Raw genomic sequence first — 14,407 nt, forward strand, 5'->3', positions numbered from 1 at the left:
AAGCGCTGAGTATAAACCCCTGCAAACATGGGGTAACAAATGCCAGTCAATCTCACTTAGTTCGTTTGGTTCTTTTCATATGCAAAAACATCACTTTAGCGCATAAACCCAACCTGCTATCGTTCCCCGGCTCCGAACCGGAGTGCGCGGCCGTGCGCGCGAATAGCTGCATGCAGCCTGAGACAGGACTTTTATGTACGTATACGACGAGTACGATCAGCGGATCATCGAGGACCGCGTCAAGCAGTTCCGTGATCAGACCCGCCGCTACCTGGCCGGTGAGCTGAGCGAAGAAGAATTCCGCCCTCTGCGCTTGCAGAATGGCCTTTACATCCAGCGTTTCGCGCCGATGCTGCGGGTTGCCGTGCCCTACGGCCAGCTGAACGCGCGCCAGGTCCGCACCCTGGCCAAGATCGCCCGCGACTACGACAAGGGCTATGCCCACATTTCCACCCGCCAGAACGTGCAGTTCAACTGGCCGGCCCTGGAAGATATCCCCGACATCCTTGCTGAGCTGGCCACCGTGCAGATGCACGCGATCCAAACTAGCGGCAACTGCCTGCGCAACACCACCACCGACCAGTTCGCCGGCGTGGCCGCAGATGAAATCGTCGATCCGCGCCCGTGGTGTGAAATTGTCCGCCAGTGGACCACATTCCACCCTGAATTCGCCTACCTGCCGCGCAAGTTCAAAATCGCCATCAACGGCTCGAAAGAAGACCGCGCAGCCATCGAAGTGCACGACATCGGCCTGGAGCCGGTGCGCAACGCTGCAGGCGAGCTGGGCTTCCGCGTATTGGTCGGCGGTGGCCTGGGCCGCACGCCAGTGGTCGGTTCGTTCATCAACGAGTTCCTGCCCTGGCAGGACCTGATCAGCTACCTGGACGCCATTCTGCGCGTGTACAACCGTTACGGTCGTCGTGACAACAAGTACAAGGCGCGGATCAAGATCCTGGTCAAGGCGTTGACGCCTGAAGTGTTCGCCGAGAAGGTCGAGGCCGAGATGGTCCACCTGCGCGGCGGCGCGACCACCCTGACCGAAGCCGAGGTCGAGCGCGTCTCGCGTCACTTCGTCGACCCGCAGTACCTGGCCCTGGAAAACGTCGACTACAGCGCCCAGGACGCCGAATTCCCAGGCTTCGCCCGCTGGCGCTCGCGTAACACCCGCGCCCACAAGCGCCCTGGCTATGTGGCCGTGACCCTTTCGCTCAAGCCGACCGGCGTGGCGCCTGGCGACCTCACCGACAAGCAACTCGATGCCGTGGCCGACCTCGCCGAGCGCTACAGCTTCGGCTACCTGCGCACCTCCCACGAACAGAACATCATCCTTGCCGATGTCGAGCAGCGCCAACTGCACGCCCTGTGGATGGAGCTGCGCGAAGGCGGCTTCGCCACCCCGAACATTGGTTTGCTGACCGATATCATCTGCTGCCCGGGCGGCGACTACTGCTCGCTGGCCAACGCCAAGTCGATCCCGATCGCCGAATCCATCCAGCGCCGGTTCGATGACCTGGACTACCTGTTCGACATCGGTGAGATCGACCTGAACATCTCGGGCTGCATGAACGCCTGCGGTCACCACCACGTCGGCCATATTGGCATTCTTGGGGTGGACAAGAAGGGTGAGGAGTTCTACCAGGTTTCGCTCGGTGGCAACGCCGCACGCGACGCCAGCCTGGGCAAGATCCTCGGGCCGTCGTTCGCCCAGGATGACATGGCCGATGTGATCGAGAAGCTGATCGCCGTGTACGTCGAGCGACGTACCGAGGAAGAGCGCTTCATCGACACCTACCAGCGTATTGGCATCGACCCCTTCAAGGAACGCGTCTATGCAGCGAATCATTAAGCACAACCAGATCGTCGACGAAACCTGGCACCTGCTGCCCAAGGAAACCTCGTTCGACGAGCTGACCAACTGCGACGACTACATCGTTCCGCTGCAAATGTGGCGTGACCATGCTCATGTGCTCAAAGCGCGTGACGGCGGTCTGGGCGTATGGCTGGACAGCGATGAGCAAGCCGAGGAAATCGGTGACGACGTGCAGCACTTTCAGGTCATCGCCCTGAACTTCCCGGCGTTCACTGACGGCCGCAGCTACTCCAACGCCCGCCTGTTGCGTGACCGCTACGGCTTCAAGGGCGAGTTGCGCGCCATCGGCGACGTACTGCGTGACCAGCTGTTCTACATGGCCCGTTGCGGCTTCGACGCTTTCGCCGTGCGTGCCGACAAGGATCCGGAAGATGCCCTGCTGGGCCTGCAAGACTTCTCGGTTACCTACCAGGCCGCCACCGACGAACCGCTGCCGCTGTTCCGCCGCCGCTGATCTTCAGCTGCGCTCCCACGGCCCGCCCTTTGGCGGGCCGTTGCGTTTAGGTGCACTCACTCACCGTCATTGTTGCTTTGCGGTCAAATGACTTTGGCGCCGCGCCGGATTAATCAAATCCGCCGAAACCCTCACACTGACTCCCACTCGAAGATCAAGCGGCCGCTGGGCCACGCCCGGCGCGTTTCTTCATTCATTCAACGGGAGCACCCTCATGAGCATTCCATCCTTTGGCCTCGGCACTTTCCGCCTCACCGGGCAAACTGTCATCGACTCGGTCAAGGCTGCCCTGGAGCTGGGTTATCGCGCCATCGACACGGCGCAGATCTACAAGAACGAAGCCGACGTCGGCCAGGCCATCGCCGAAAGCCAGGTGCCGCGTGATGAGCTGTTCATCACCACCAAGATCTGGGTGGACAATTATGCAGCTGACAAGCTGATCCCCAGCCTGCGCGAAAGCCTGGATAAATTGCGCACCGAGCATGTCGACCTGCTGCTGATCCACTGGCCGGCACCTGGCAACGGTGTCGAGCTGAGCGAATACATGCAGGCGCTGGCCGAAGCCAAGCGACAGGGCCTGACGCGCCAGATCGGCGTGTCGAACTTCAATATCGAATTGACCCGCCAGGCGATTGCCGTGGTGGGTGAAGGTGAGATCGCCACCAACCAGATCGAGCTGAGCCCGTACCTGCAAAATGCCAAGCTGAGCGCGTTTCTTGAGGATCACGGCATCACCGTGACCTCGTACATGACCCTGGCCTATGGCAAGGTACTGAAGGACCCGCTGCTCGCCGAGATTGCCGCCAAGCACAAAGCCACCGTCGCGCAAGTCGCCCTGGCCTGGGCGTTGCAACTGGGCTATGCCGTCATCCCCTCCTCGACCAAGCGCGAGAACCTGGCCAGCAACCTGCTCGCCCAAGGCTTACGCTTGGATGCCGAGGACATGGCGCGAATCGCCACGCTGGAACGCAACGGGCGTGAAGTGAGCCCCGCCAACTTGGCGCCTGTTTGGGATTGACATCATGACCCAGCAGATCCTGAACCCCAGGCGCGTGCTGATCGCACTGGCCATCGGCGCCTTCGGCATCGGCACCACCGAGTTCACCCCCATGGGCCTGTTGCCGGTGATTGCCGATGGCGTGGGTGTGAGCATTCCCAGTGCCGGCTTGCTGATCACCGCCTACGCCATTGGCGTGATGGTCGGCGCACCGATCATGACGCTGTTGTTCAGCCGTTTCGGCAAACGCGCGGCGCTGATGGCGTTGATGGCGATCTTTACCCTGGGCAACCTGCTCTCGGCGCTGTCACCGGACTACTACTCGCTGCTCGCTGCGCGCTTGGTCACCAGCCTCAATCACGGCGCGTTCTTCGGCCTTGGCGCAGTGGTCGCCGCCAGTGTCGTGCCCAAGGATAAACAGGCCAGCGCGGTAGCGACCATGTTCATGGGTTTGACCATCGCCAACATCGGCGGCGTGCCAGCAGCCACCTGGTTGGGCCAGCAAATCGGCTGGCGCATGGCATTTGCCGGCACGGCGATGCTGGGCCTGTTGGCGATGCTGGCGCTGTGGTACGCCCTGCCCAGGGGCGAACGCGGCAGCGTGCCACACGTACGCAAGGAGTTGGCGGTGATCGCCAGGTCCGACGTGTTGTTGGCGATGGCCACCACGGTGCTGGGCGCGGGCGCCATGTTCACCCTGTATACGTACGTGGCGCCGGTGTTGGCCGAGCTGGCCGCAGCGTCGGAGCGTTTCGTCACCTTGGGCCTGGTGTTGATCGGGGTCGGCTTCACCCTGGGCAACAGCCTGGGTGGGCGCCTGGCCGACTGGTCGCTCGATGGCGCAGCGCGGATCTGCCTCGCAGCTCTGGCTGTCATCATGCTGGCGATGCCGCTGGTATTGGGCAGTCATCTAGGCGCCGCCGTCGCGCTGCTGGTCTGGGGCGTGTTCACCTTTGCCGTGGTGCCTCCTCTGCAGATGCGCGTCATGACCGCCGCCGCCGATGCCCCTGGGCTGGCATCCTCGATCAATGTCGGGGCGTTCAATCTGGGCAACGCGGTTGGCGCTGCCCTGGGCGGCGCCGTCATCAGCCTGGATCTGGGTTACGCCGCCGTGCCCATGGCGGGCGGCGTACTTGCCGCGGCGGCGTTGCTGCTGGTGTGGCTAGGGGCTCGTCGACAAATGGCCCGGCCGCAGCCAGACAGGGCCTGACACTGCAGGCGCATGTAAGCCTGGCCGACATGGGTTGTCAGGCGACGCAGGGAGGCGAAGAACGGATTCAATTGATACATAACGTGTCAGCCATGGCTAAACAGCCGCGGCTGCCCCGCGCCGCCCTGCGCAACCCGTTGAGAACCGCAACCTCAAGTATCGCGGGCCATTCATGACCCTGGCCTGCTTACGAAATGAAATAGCTCGCTGCCGGATTTGTAGGGCGTTTCCCGTATAGATGTAGGCCGAATCTCGGCCAAGGGATCTTCCTGTATGAAACCTCAGTTTCCGTAGGATTTGATGCCTGATACGGTCCATTTTTCCTACAACGGCATGGATGCCAACGGCACGAGAGCATCATGGACCAATACAACGAATCCGGGCTGGCGCTGCGCAAACGTCTGCTCAATCTGCGCCAGGAACGGGACCGGTTGAACGCTGCCGGAGAACACACTGAGGCGGATCGATTAAGCCGCGAGATCGCGCGGATTGAAGCGGTGGTGGGCGCGCTGCCAGACGGTGCCAAGCCTCCGACCCTGCAATAGCGCCTGCAGCGCTTCTGATGACTTGGCCCAGAAGCGCTATCGGAAATGCCACTGCCATCGATCCTGATAATTAATTGGTGACAACGCCGGCAACTCCCTACCGTAGCGCGTAACCAACGCTTGGGAGCAGCCATGAACGACCGTGAGTTCATCAACGCCATCGATGCAGATGGCCACCCACTGAACATTGCCGTGAGCCACGGCCGAATTACCCATCTCGGCCCACAGCGCGCCGGATACCCGGCCGCCGAAGTTGTCGACCTAGCGGGGCTGCTGGCCCTGCCCGGCTTCGTCGACGGTCATATCCACCTGGACAAGAGTTTCGTGGGCGACCGTTGGCATCCGCATCAGCCTGTTGCCAGCCTGCGCGAGCGCCTGGCCGTGGAAAAGCGCGAGCTCGCCAGCGCTGCACCGATCGCCGAACGGGCTGAGGCCCTGATGCGCCAGGCCGCCGCGTTCGGCACGGTGGCAATGCGCTGCCACGTCGATGTCGACGCGACTACGGGCTTGCACAACCTGCGCGCCATCTTGCAGGCACGGGAAACGTTCAAAGACCTGCTCGACATTGAGTTGGTGGCCTTTCCCCAGGCCGGCGTGATGACCTGTCCTGGCACGGCCGAGGTGCTGGAAGCCGCCGTACGCGAAGGCGTGCAAGTGATTGGCGGGATCGACCCGACGATGCTCGACGGCGACGCCGAAGGCCAGCTCGATGTGGTGTTCGGTATCGCCGAGCGCCATGGCGTGAAAGTGGACATCCACCTGCACGAACCCGGCGAGCTGTGCCTTGCTCAGCTTCGGCGCATCGCCGACCGGACTACGGCCCTGGGCATGCAGGGGCTGGTGGCGGTCAGTCACGCCTATGGTCTGGGCGATGTGCCCGACGCTGCGCTAGATCAGGCCGCTGTCTCGCTCGCCGATGCAGGTATCTCGATCATGACCAATGCCCCCGGCGATCGCGCCTTCCCACCGGTGCTGCGCCTGCGCGCCAGCGGCGTACAGGTGTTTACCGGCAACGACAACATTCAGGACGCCTGGTGGCCGTTCGGCAACGGCGACATGCTGCAACGGGCGATGCTGGTGAGCTACCGCTCTGGCTTCAACACCGATGCAGCACTGCGGGTGGCCTTGGAGATGGCGACCGTGGCAGCGGCGCAGGTCATGGGCAAACAGGATTACGGGCTCAAGGTTGGCAGCGAGGCCAGCTTCGTGCTGTTCAGAGCGCCGAACGCCGCCGCCGCAGTGGCTGGCGCGCTGCACGAACGTTGGGTGGTGCGCCACGGAGCGGTCTGGGGCCGCCCTGAGCAGCTACCGTTCGACGCAGCGCCGCTCGTTGCTGCTCGGCAACGTTAGCCTCGAATACGCTGCCACTGCTGCCAGACAAACGCCAGCGCACTGCTCGACCAGGCCAGCCAAGCCAACGCCACTTGCCAGTGGTTGAGCACCGCCAAGGGCTGGCCCATGAAAAAGAGTGTCGATATCAGCGACAGCAGTAACGCGACGCCGGCCAACGGCACCCGCAGCAGGGCGGTCAACCAGCGCGGCAGCCAGCGCGCAAGCACGGTAAGAAAGCCCAGCAGCAGCGAAATGACGATCAGCAACAGCGGCACGCTGATGAGCGCCATCGCCGGTTCAGCTTCTCCGCCATCTTCTCCCGGCACGTAAAAACTCGCATACCACACCGGGTAACACAGCACATGGGTGAAGATGATCACGGCAATTGGCGCCAGTGGGAAAATCAATATGCTGAGCAGCGTGTGTCGAGTGTTCAAGCGCGCATCCTTGGCCTACGGACAGTCTCGCCAACTTTACCAGAGCCGTGGCGCCGGATGACACGGCGCGCCAGTGAATCGTCTCGATGAGTCATGTTGATGCATCCACGCCTAGGACTAATACTTAGGTCCATGTCTGGGGAGGCGTGAATCATGCAAACACGATTTGTCATCGTTCCGGCTGTACCGATCGAAAAGGACTGCTTCAAGCCAATTGCTCGCAGCTACGCTGCAGCAGTCACGGCAGGGTTCGATATCTACGACAACCTTGAAAAACTCCGCTTGAAGCCTAGCTATTCCACCCGGTCACTGGCAGAAGCTGCGCGCTCGGAGCTCACTGAGCGGTGCCGAACACCTGACGAACTCTTCCCGTTTCTACGACTGGATTATTGACCTCCAGTGCCCTGCAGATCCGCATACCACTGCGCGTAGGGCGTATTGGCAGCGCGCCGTCGGTTGTAATCAGGGGCACCGTCCTGCCACCAGACAGGTCCACGTTCGCCGAGCGCCACCTTGGCAGCATCGACGCGCGCGCGTGCCGCGGCCAATTGCGCCGCATCAGCAGCGCGCTTGGCCTGTTTGACCGCGCGGCGTGCGTCCATCAGGTCGTGTACCAGCCGTTCTCGCTCTGCCTCGCCCAGTGACGGATCGGTGCAACGCCAAAGCTGCCCTTTGACCAAAAAGTAGCGACCGTCTGGGGTTTTCGGATACACGGACCCACCTCCATCAACCTGATCTGTTTACGAAGAAAATATCGACATGGTGTTCACTTTTTTTTCACGCAAGCTCTGGCAGCCTTAAGTCATCCCTACGTGTGATAGAGCCTTGCCCGTCTAGCAGCGGGCTTTCTTTTGCCTGCGATTTATACACGCGGCCCATTCGTCCGTTGAACTGCCTGCTTGACCGGCCTGTGTTGTCCCTACGGAACAACATTCAGAGCCATTGCCATGCGATACGTACCCGCCCTCACCCTCCCACTGGCCTGCAGCTTGCTCTGGGCCTGCTCCGCGAAAACGACTGAGTCGCCCGTTCAGACCCCCGGCAGAGCTGAAACCGCCACTACCCGATTGCTGGATGCAGGGGCTGCGGCGCTGCAGTCCAAGCCACCCATCGACGCCATCAATGCCTACCTGGACGGTTTTCACTTCTACAACGGGCACCCCGAGATCCAAATGGAGGCACACCACTACTGCTCGATCCTCAACGAAGACGTGATCCAGTGCGTCATCTTCGATGGCAATACCGAGCAAGCAAAGCTCATGGGCGTCGAGTACATCATCGACCAGAAACTGTTCGCCGCTCTACCGGCCAAGGAAAAAGCCATGTGGCACAGCCACGGCTACGAAGTGTCATCGGGGCAGTTGGTCGCCCCGGGCATTCCACAGGTGGCCGAACATGCACTGATGAAACGACTGGCGCACACCTACGGCAAGACCTGGCACACCTGGCATACCGACCAGGACAAGGCCCTGCCCATTGGAGTACCCCAGTTGATGATGGGCTTTACCGCCGATGGCCAAGCCGATCCAAAGATGGTCGAGCAACGCAATCGGCGTTTGCAGATCGACGCGGCGAAAAACAAATCCGCTCGCGCCGACATCCCGATCCCCCGGGCGGACCCAGCCGCCAATGGCTGGCAGCACGGCCAGGTGATTCAGTTGACTGATCCAACAGGCGGGCATCTGCACCAACCTGCCAAGTCGACTCCGGAGGCCAGTAACAGCCGCTCAACCCGATAAGTTCCACGGCCAGCGACAAAATTTAGCAATTGTTGCTCTTCGCAGTGAACGTTTAGGCCATCTAGGCACTCCATGTACCGCACCGTGCGTTCATGTCGAACACGGTGCGGGAAGGATCCTGCTGGTAGTCCATGGAGAGGTAGCCGTGAGCGTCACCCTGAGATGCCTTAAATGCGAAGGGCAGGAGCTGGTCAAGCCAACGCGCCTGCACCGAAAGTCGATCCTGACCTGCCGCACCTGTAGCGCCATCGCCCTGTACGGTGACTTGCTCGAAGCGGCTGGTCAGCGCCTGATGGCCGACATCAAACAGCGGCTACCCCTGATGAACGTCGGCTAACGGCTTGCACCTCCCTCGGCCTGCCAGACCACGGTCAGGCCGAGCGACGATCCTGTTGCGGCTGCGTTGCCAGGCACCTTGCCCGCCCCACTCCCCACGCGAGCGCACGGGTCATCGACTCGCCCGGCCGATTGTCGAAGGCCTCCTCATGCAAGGCCATGCCGGTGCCGGCATACACCCCAATGAACATCTGCGTGTGCCCCGTGCGCGACAGGCGTACCTGAATGTCCATGGTCGTGCCGTTATCCAGGGTTTCGTCATGAGTCCTGTGGTGTAGCGTGGGGTCTGCCCATTGCCAGAAAATGTCACCGCGAATCCGCATGCCGACCTCCTACGACTTTAGTCTTATATGGGTGCCTTCACGATAGCGCAGCGAAGCGGCAACGCAATCACCGGCTGGCGGATTATGGCGTTGGATTGTGACGGGATATGAGTTCCTGGTAAGCGGCGCACGCGGCGTCGACAGCGGCGTTAGAAATCCACCTTGCCCCGACCCGCCTTGACCGTACTGCGCCGCGCCTTGCCGTCCAGACGACGCGTCTTCGAGCCCAGCGTGGGCTTGGTCGGGCGGCGTTTCTTTTCGGTCTTGCCAGCTGCGCGGATCAGCTCGGCAAGACGCGCAAGCGCATCGTTGCGGTTCTGTTCCTGGGTACGGTATTGCTGGGCCTTGATGATCAGCACACCGTCGCTGGTGATGCGATGGTCACGCAGTGCCAGCAACCGCTCCTTGTAGAATTCTGGCAATGACGAAGCGCGGATATCGAAGCGCAGGTGCACCGCGCTGGACACCTTGTTGACGTTCTGCCCGCCCGCACCTTGCGCACGGATGTAGGTGAGTTCGATTTCGCTGTCGGGCAGGTGTACGGTGTTGGAGACAGTGAGCATGACGTGGCCTTGGTGAGTAAGCGCCATTATCACAGGCTTTGCGACTGTTCCCTAGTGCACCGGAGGATCTGCGGTGACCGACGGTCCATAACGACGAAACCCCCGGAACGTGGGTTCTCGGGGGTTTCAGAATATGGCGGAAGCGTAGAGATTCGAACCCTTCTCTAAGGAGTCCCCCCGTATACCGGTGGTAGGAATCCGTCACTGCTCACCTTGATTTCAAGTCTAACCCAATGAAAACGGGCCTCTCAAGCTTTTTTCATTTTCCACCCAAAAGATGCAACTAGTTGCACCTTAAGTGGTTACAGCTTATGAGAGGGATCTGCCCCGAGACTAACGCGCCCTCCCCGTCGACCTGCTGCATAGGAGCTCGCGAACAGCGGCGGATAGGTCATACCGATGGCCGCACCGGTGCACCGCCGAGGTCTTTTGCGTTGACCGTAACCAAAGCACCTGAGGGCTGTCCGAGGTCGCCCCTCACTCGTAACTAGCAATGCCCCCACGCTGATCTCTCGTTCAACGAATGATGCTACCCTTCAAAGCCTCACCCCCGCGAGATAAGCGATGGCCCGTCAGTCCAGGAACGCTAAGAGTTGGAGCTCACGCTACCGAATGGTTGTCGTCGCGCTCGGTCTGACCTGTTTTGCGGCGATCCTGTACGATGAATTGCACGCATCCGAGACGACAGCTCGCTATGTCCCGATCTACTGGCTCCTGTCTGCCTATGACAGTAACCAGTCACGGGCCGCCGAGCTCTACGCCGGCAACCGAGTGGCTACGCGCGGCACAGTGGAAGCCATCTACATTAACCGCGACCAGGCGTATTTACGCTTGACCACCAAGCCAGAGCCGCTGATCCACTTGCAAGGATTCTTCAACCCTTCGAAAGCCGCGATGTTGTCCTCGCTTTCAGAGGGCGATGCCATCAAGGTAGAGTGCACCATTGGCGAACCTGGCGAGCTATTGCTTGCTCACGATTGCTCGCTTCAACAAGCGAATTAGGTAAGTCAGGAAGGTTGCACAGGATGGCAAAGAAACCCAAATTCTACGCTGTCGTTCGCGGTCGGAAACTCGGGATTTTCAACAGCTGGGAAGATGGGGCTCGCCCGTCTATTGATCGGTTTCCAGAGGCGAAGCACCAGTCGTTCGCAACGCTTGCGCTCGCTGAGGAGTGGTACCGCCAGAACACCCTCACGCCTAGCTCGAATCACTCACCAGTTCTTCACTTCAGCACGCAAACGTCCAAGCCGCAGACGACCTCCGTCCGTAAGCAGACGGCACTTGAAGGCGTTGGTGCCAAGAAATATGTTGCTTATCTAATCATTGATCCCGTGACAGAGGAGCCTTTTTACGTGGGCCAGACGGGCGACTTCGAAAGTCGGCAGCAAGGCCATCTCGGGAAAGCCAACCACGACTGCAAGCGTGCAGCAGCCAAGATCGCCCAGATACTCGATGCGGGAATGACCCCAATATTTAAAGTTGTGGAAACCTGCGATTCTGAAGAGGACTCGTTGGAGGCAGAGTCACGCTGGATCGAGCACTGTACCTCCAGGGGTATCACGGTTTGGAACCGCTGGAGGGAGCACCGCGAAATCCAGGCATTACACATGAAGCCCAAAATCCAGTTTGATCGAATCATCGGGGACGGCCCCTTTACCCTCGGCCCTTACCAATACGACTCCAGGTTTGAGCTGAAGAGCAAGCTCAATGCCTTTCTTGCGAAATCTTCCCAAGGTGCTATACAGCTGCGCATAGCCACCGAGAAGCTCAAGTTGATCTGGAAACTCACCCGCCAGGCAGGGGAAGTGAGTGAATTTCGCATCATCAAGGACGCATCCAAGCATCAGCTCGAAGCAGTCCTCGTGTCCGGGTCAACCGTGAACTTTGACTATGGCGCCGCGATTGACCGCCTCCCCTAACTTCCCTGCTAAGCAGTAGGAGTGCACCTCTAGCCGCTTCCCCATGCTCCCTCACGAGACGTTACTAGAAAACTATACACAACCCTTACTCCCACCTTCCGTGGTTATTTTCAACATAGAAAGCTACGAAATCAACCTGCTCACTACTACCAAGACTGCCGTCTTCACTATTAAGAACGTAATTCACACTAATCAGCCGACTCAAGCATACTCTCCCATCATCTTCTCATAGTGCTCTTCAAAGCCAGTCCTAACAAAAACCTGCCTGAATCGATCCACGTAATGCGATGGCACAATCTCACCAAAATCCGTCAAGTTCACTGCGTCGGAATGAGACTCTCGATTGATATATCGATAGAGGGCTTTGAATTCAGTATCCTCATCAGATAGCGCCAGTAGCGCTGCCTGGAGTTCATCCTGCCGATGAACGAAGGTAAAGTAATACTCCAAGATGTTTCGCATCATATTCGGAATTACGCTAGAAGAAGTGCGGCCCGCCTGAGCATCCTTGATAGCCTGCCAGAATGACTGATAGTCATTCTGTACATCACTGGCCTTCATCGGTGTAATCATGCTGTGCGCTGCTTTGGTGATACGGAACAACGAGTATTCATCGGACTTCTTGAGGTGTTTAAGCATTTCATGAAAGAAGAATAAATTGTGCGTCAGGATAAATACTTGTTTGAAGCGTTCCTTTGGACTCAGCACTCGCCGATGGATCATCGTAGCGATGTCGTAAATATAGTTATGAGAGAGGCTTGAGATTGGATCATCAATGACAATGATCCGCTCACTTTTAAGCTTGCCACCTTTTTCGTCTAGCTCGCCATTACAGACTTCAAGGAAGTACAGGAATGAGATCAGAGTCTTCTCTCCCTCGCTGAGCGTCTTGAATACCCCAGCCTGCTGATCAGGCCGCTGAAGACGGTAGCGCGGCAACTCCCCCTCCTCCCTGACTACCACAAAGCCGTTCAGGCCCAATGCGGTAAGCGAGGAGTTAATGCTGTCAATGGATTGATCAATATTCGTGATCTTGGCTTTACTCTCGGCGATGATGTCTTGGTGAGCTTGTGATTTGAGACGGATCTCATCCGCCAGCTTACGTTTCGCGTCCTTCTTGACCCCAAGCTCCTCGTGCACCTTCCTGGCCGATGCGATGGCAGCATCGCAACTGGCTCTGAAGCAGATCCAGAAGCGTGACTTGATTTTTTCCAAATGGTTTTTCTTGTCTTTTACCTTAAGATTGAAAGCATCTATTTTCCTTTGATCTTCCGCAATCAAGTCGGAGAGATCATCAATGATCAACCCGGTAGGATCCAGTGCCACAACCATTGAAGGACTGGCCACTTTGGCATCCAGCTTTTGCGTATTTAGAGAAAGCAGAGTATCGAGTTTCGTAATCAGCAGCTGATACTCAGACGCGTGGTATTCGGGACGCTTGAGCTGGGTTCTCAAGCGAGTGACGCCGCCTTCGTACCGCGTTTTCAGGGCTTTCAATTGGGTAATGCGCTGTTCATACGTTTTGTCGAACACCTTCTGGATTTCTTCGTAAAATCCAGATGGCAGGGTTTGCTGACAAAACGGGCACTCCTCTCGCTGGGGGTACTGCAACCCTTGCTTAACCCAATCGGAGTTTCCAAGGTTGGTGATCAATGCCGAAAGATAGGAGTCGCCGGAGCCGGCAATGGCCTCCGACAGCAATGAGCTGACTTCAACGTCCGCTTCGGCGAACCTGATAGTTGGTATCGCCGGCAACTCAGCATCACTGGCTGATTGCAGCTGTTCCGCCTCCGCCGCCAACGCTGCGAAATCATCCGGCGACGGCGCAAGAGACAGGGTGCGTAGCTTTTCCCCAAGCCGTTCCTTAGTGTTGAGAGAGGCGAAGCAGTACCGCAGAGGCCCGGTATCGAAAGGTCGTTTGAGGGCCCATAGTTGATCGAGCAAACCCGCTTTATTGGATTTCTGGGATTCCCCGAACCCATTGCCCGCTGCCACCTCGGCCTGATGTTCAATCAGTAGCTTTTTGAGTGCTTCTTCAGCCGCGAGCAGCTTTTTCTCGGCCTCAATATTTCCTTCATTGAGCGTGAAGATGCCGGGCTGTGAGCTTGCGTGAAAATTGGTCTCCATGAAGGTGTGGTTGTAGACCATCACTTCACGTTCTGCCGAGACAGGCTGGGTCTTGCACTGGTGGTAGAGCAGGTCAGAAGGATCTTGAAGATAGTTGCCGATCGTGGTCTTACCCGTCCCGTTGTGCCCATAGAACATGTTCACTTTGGTGAGGGGGCCGATCTGGGAGTTTTGCTCGGGGGAGTAGCTCGAAACGCCGCGCAATATCAAAGTCTTGATCACGATGCTGTCCTTAGCTGCTGAAGGCCACTACTCGGTATCCTATTACCGTCGAGCCCAAGAGGAAAGACTGCTTTCGAGGCCTGTTTAGGCGTTTCCCCGGGCCAACCTTCGCCACGACGACACGCCAACCGTGCCCTGTTCAACCCACAATTTGCCGACGTCTCGGCTTGTGCCAGCCAGGCGCATGGTTCTCAACAGATTTCCCTTCAAATCGCTGTTCCACAGGAGTGATGCGAGCGCAGATCGCATTGGCTTGGCTTGGCTCATGGCACAAAACCCTGGATCGTTTCCATCCCAAATACGACCAGACTCCACCGCCTCGAAGAGAACATC

Annotated in this window: 16 protein-coding genes; 11 read left to right on the forward strand and 5 right to left on the reverse strand. The window is 58.8% G+C overall.

Going from position 1 to position 14,407, the window contains the following annotated elements; all coding sequences use genetic code 11:
• Positions 1-193: 193 nt before the first annotated feature.
• The 6 genes from FS665_RS10120 (at position 194) to FS665_RS10145 (ending at position 6,426) form a co-directional block, all read left to right on the forward strand.
• Complete coding sequence (locus FS665_RS10120; protein ID WP_145187224.1) at positions 194-1,846, forward strand: nitrite/sulfite reductase; 1,653 nt, start codon at positions 194-196, stop codon at positions 1,844-1,846.
• Entirely contained in the window at positions 1,830-2,324 is a 495-nt protein-coding gene (locus tag FS665_RS10125; RefSeq protein ID WP_145187228.1) for a DUF934 domain-containing protein, read from the forward strand. The genes FS665_RS10120 and FS665_RS10125 overlap by 17 nt, the downstream gene beginning before the upstream one ends.
• Before the next feature lie 214 nt (positions 2,325-2,538).
• The gene (dkgB, locus tag FS665_RS10130; RefSeq protein ID WP_145187231.1) at positions 2,539-3,342 is read left to right on the forward strand and encodes a 2,5-didehydrogluconate reductase DkgB; all 804 of its coding nucleotides are present in this window, start codon (positions 2,539-2,541) and stop codon (positions 3,340-3,342) included.
• A 4-nt stretch (positions 3,343-3,346) separates the two neighbouring features.
• Positions 3,347-4,531 carry an MFS transporter gene (locus FS665_RS10135; RefSeq protein WP_145187234.1) on the forward strand — a complete coding sequence of 395 codons (1,185 nt, stop codon included), beginning with the start codon at positions 3,347-3,349 and terminating at the stop codon, positions 4,529-4,531.
• A 359-nt stretch (positions 4,532-4,890) separates the two neighbouring features.
• Positions 4,891-5,076, forward strand: a complete 186-nt coding sequence (locus FS665_RS10140) for a hypothetical protein (protein WP_145187237.1) — start codon at positions 4,891-4,893, stop codon at positions 5,074-5,076.
• A 132-nt stretch (positions 5,077-5,208) separates the two neighbouring features.
• Entirely contained in the window at positions 5,209-6,426 is a 1,218-nt protein-coding gene (locus FS665_RS10145) for an amidohydrolase family protein (protein WP_145187240.1), read from the forward strand.
• Here the strand turns inward: FS665_RS10145 and FS665_RS10150 are convergent.
• Positions 6,423-6,845, reverse strand: a complete 423-nt coding sequence (locus FS665_RS10150; RefSeq protein ID WP_145187243.1) for a hypothetical protein — start codon at positions 6,843-6,845, stop codon at positions 6,423-6,425. The genes FS665_RS10145 and FS665_RS10150 overlap by 4 nt on opposite strands.
• Before the next feature lie 153 nt (positions 6,846-6,998).
• Between FS665_RS10150 and FS665_RS10155 the strand changes: the two genes are divergently transcribed.
• Positions 6,999-7,238 carry a hypothetical protein gene (locus FS665_RS10155; RefSeq protein WP_145187246.1) on the forward strand — a complete coding sequence of 80 codons (240 nt, stop codon included), beginning with the start codon at positions 6,999-7,001 and terminating at the stop codon, positions 7,236-7,238.
• Here the strand turns inward: FS665_RS10155 and FS665_RS10160 are convergent.
• Positions 7,232-7,558 (reverse strand): hypothetical protein, encoded by a 327-nt coding sequence (locus FS665_RS10160; RefSeq protein WP_145187249.1) that lies wholly within the window; start codon positions 7,556-7,558, stop codon positions 7,232-7,234. The two genes, FS665_RS10155 and FS665_RS10160, sit on opposite strands and share 7 nt — an antisense overlap.
• 234 nt (positions 7,559-7,792) lie before the next feature.
• Here FS665_RS10160 and FS665_RS10165 point away from each other — a divergent pair, with 234 nt between their 5' ends.
• Both FS665_RS10165 and FS665_RS10170 read left to right on the forward strand, forming a co-directional pair.
• A complete protein-coding gene (locus FS665_RS10165; protein WP_145187252.1) occupies positions 7,793-8,584 on the forward strand; it encodes an OBAP family protein in 792 nt (263 codons plus the stop codon).
• Positions 8,585-8,729: 145 nt separating this feature from the next.
• A complete protein-coding gene (locus FS665_RS10170; RefSeq protein WP_145187255.1) occupies positions 8,730-8,921 on the forward strand; it encodes a hypothetical protein in 192 nt (63 codons plus the stop codon).
• 34 nt (positions 8,922-8,955) lie between these two features.
• Here the strand turns inward: FS665_RS10170 and FS665_RS10175 are convergent, their stop codons facing one another.
• Both FS665_RS10175 and arfB read right to left on the reverse strand, forming a co-directional pair.
• Positions 8,956-9,243: a hypothetical protein gene (locus FS665_RS10175; RefSeq protein WP_145187258.1), complete on the reverse strand. Its 288-nt coding sequence runs from the start codon at positions 9,241-9,243 to the stop codon at positions 8,956-8,958.
• Positions 9,244-9,392: 149 nt separating this feature from the next.
• Positions 9,393-9,806, reverse strand: coding sequence for an alternative ribosome rescue aminoacyl-tRNA hydrolase ArfB (arfB, locus tag FS665_RS10180; protein WP_145187261.1), 414 nt, complete (start codon positions 9,804-9,806; stop codon positions 9,393-9,395).
• Between the two features lie 612 nt (positions 9,807-10,418).
• On the opposite strand from arfB, the gene FS665_RS10185 reads away from it, so the two are divergent.
• Both FS665_RS10185 and FS665_RS10190 read left to right on the forward strand, forming a co-directional pair.
• On the forward strand, positions 10,419-10,808 hold the full coding sequence (locus FS665_RS10185) for a hypothetical protein (protein ID WP_178108322.1): 390 nt from the start codon (positions 10,419-10,421) through the stop codon (positions 10,806-10,808).
• Positions 10,809-10,831: 23 nt separating this feature from the next.
• Complete coding sequence (locus FS665_RS10190; RefSeq protein ID WP_145187266.1) at positions 10,832-11,725, forward strand: viroplasmin family protein; 894 nt, start codon at positions 10,832-10,834, stop codon at positions 11,723-11,725.
• A gap of 201 nt (positions 11,726-11,926) precedes the next feature.
• On the opposite strand, the gene FS665_RS10195 is transcribed toward FS665_RS10190, so the two are convergent.
• Positions 11,927-14,074 (reverse strand): AAA family ATPase, encoded by a 2,148-nt coding sequence (locus tag FS665_RS10195; RefSeq protein WP_140174213.1) that lies wholly within the window; start codon positions 14,072-14,074, stop codon positions 11,927-11,929.
• Between the last annotated feature and the right edge of the window lie 333 nt (positions 14,075-14,407).

The sequence above is a fragment of the Pseudomonas sp. URMO17WK12:I11 genome, from assembly GCF_007677725.1.
GTDB lineage: Bacteria > Pseudomonadota > Gammaproteobacteria > Pseudomonadales > Pseudomonadaceae > Aquipseudomonas.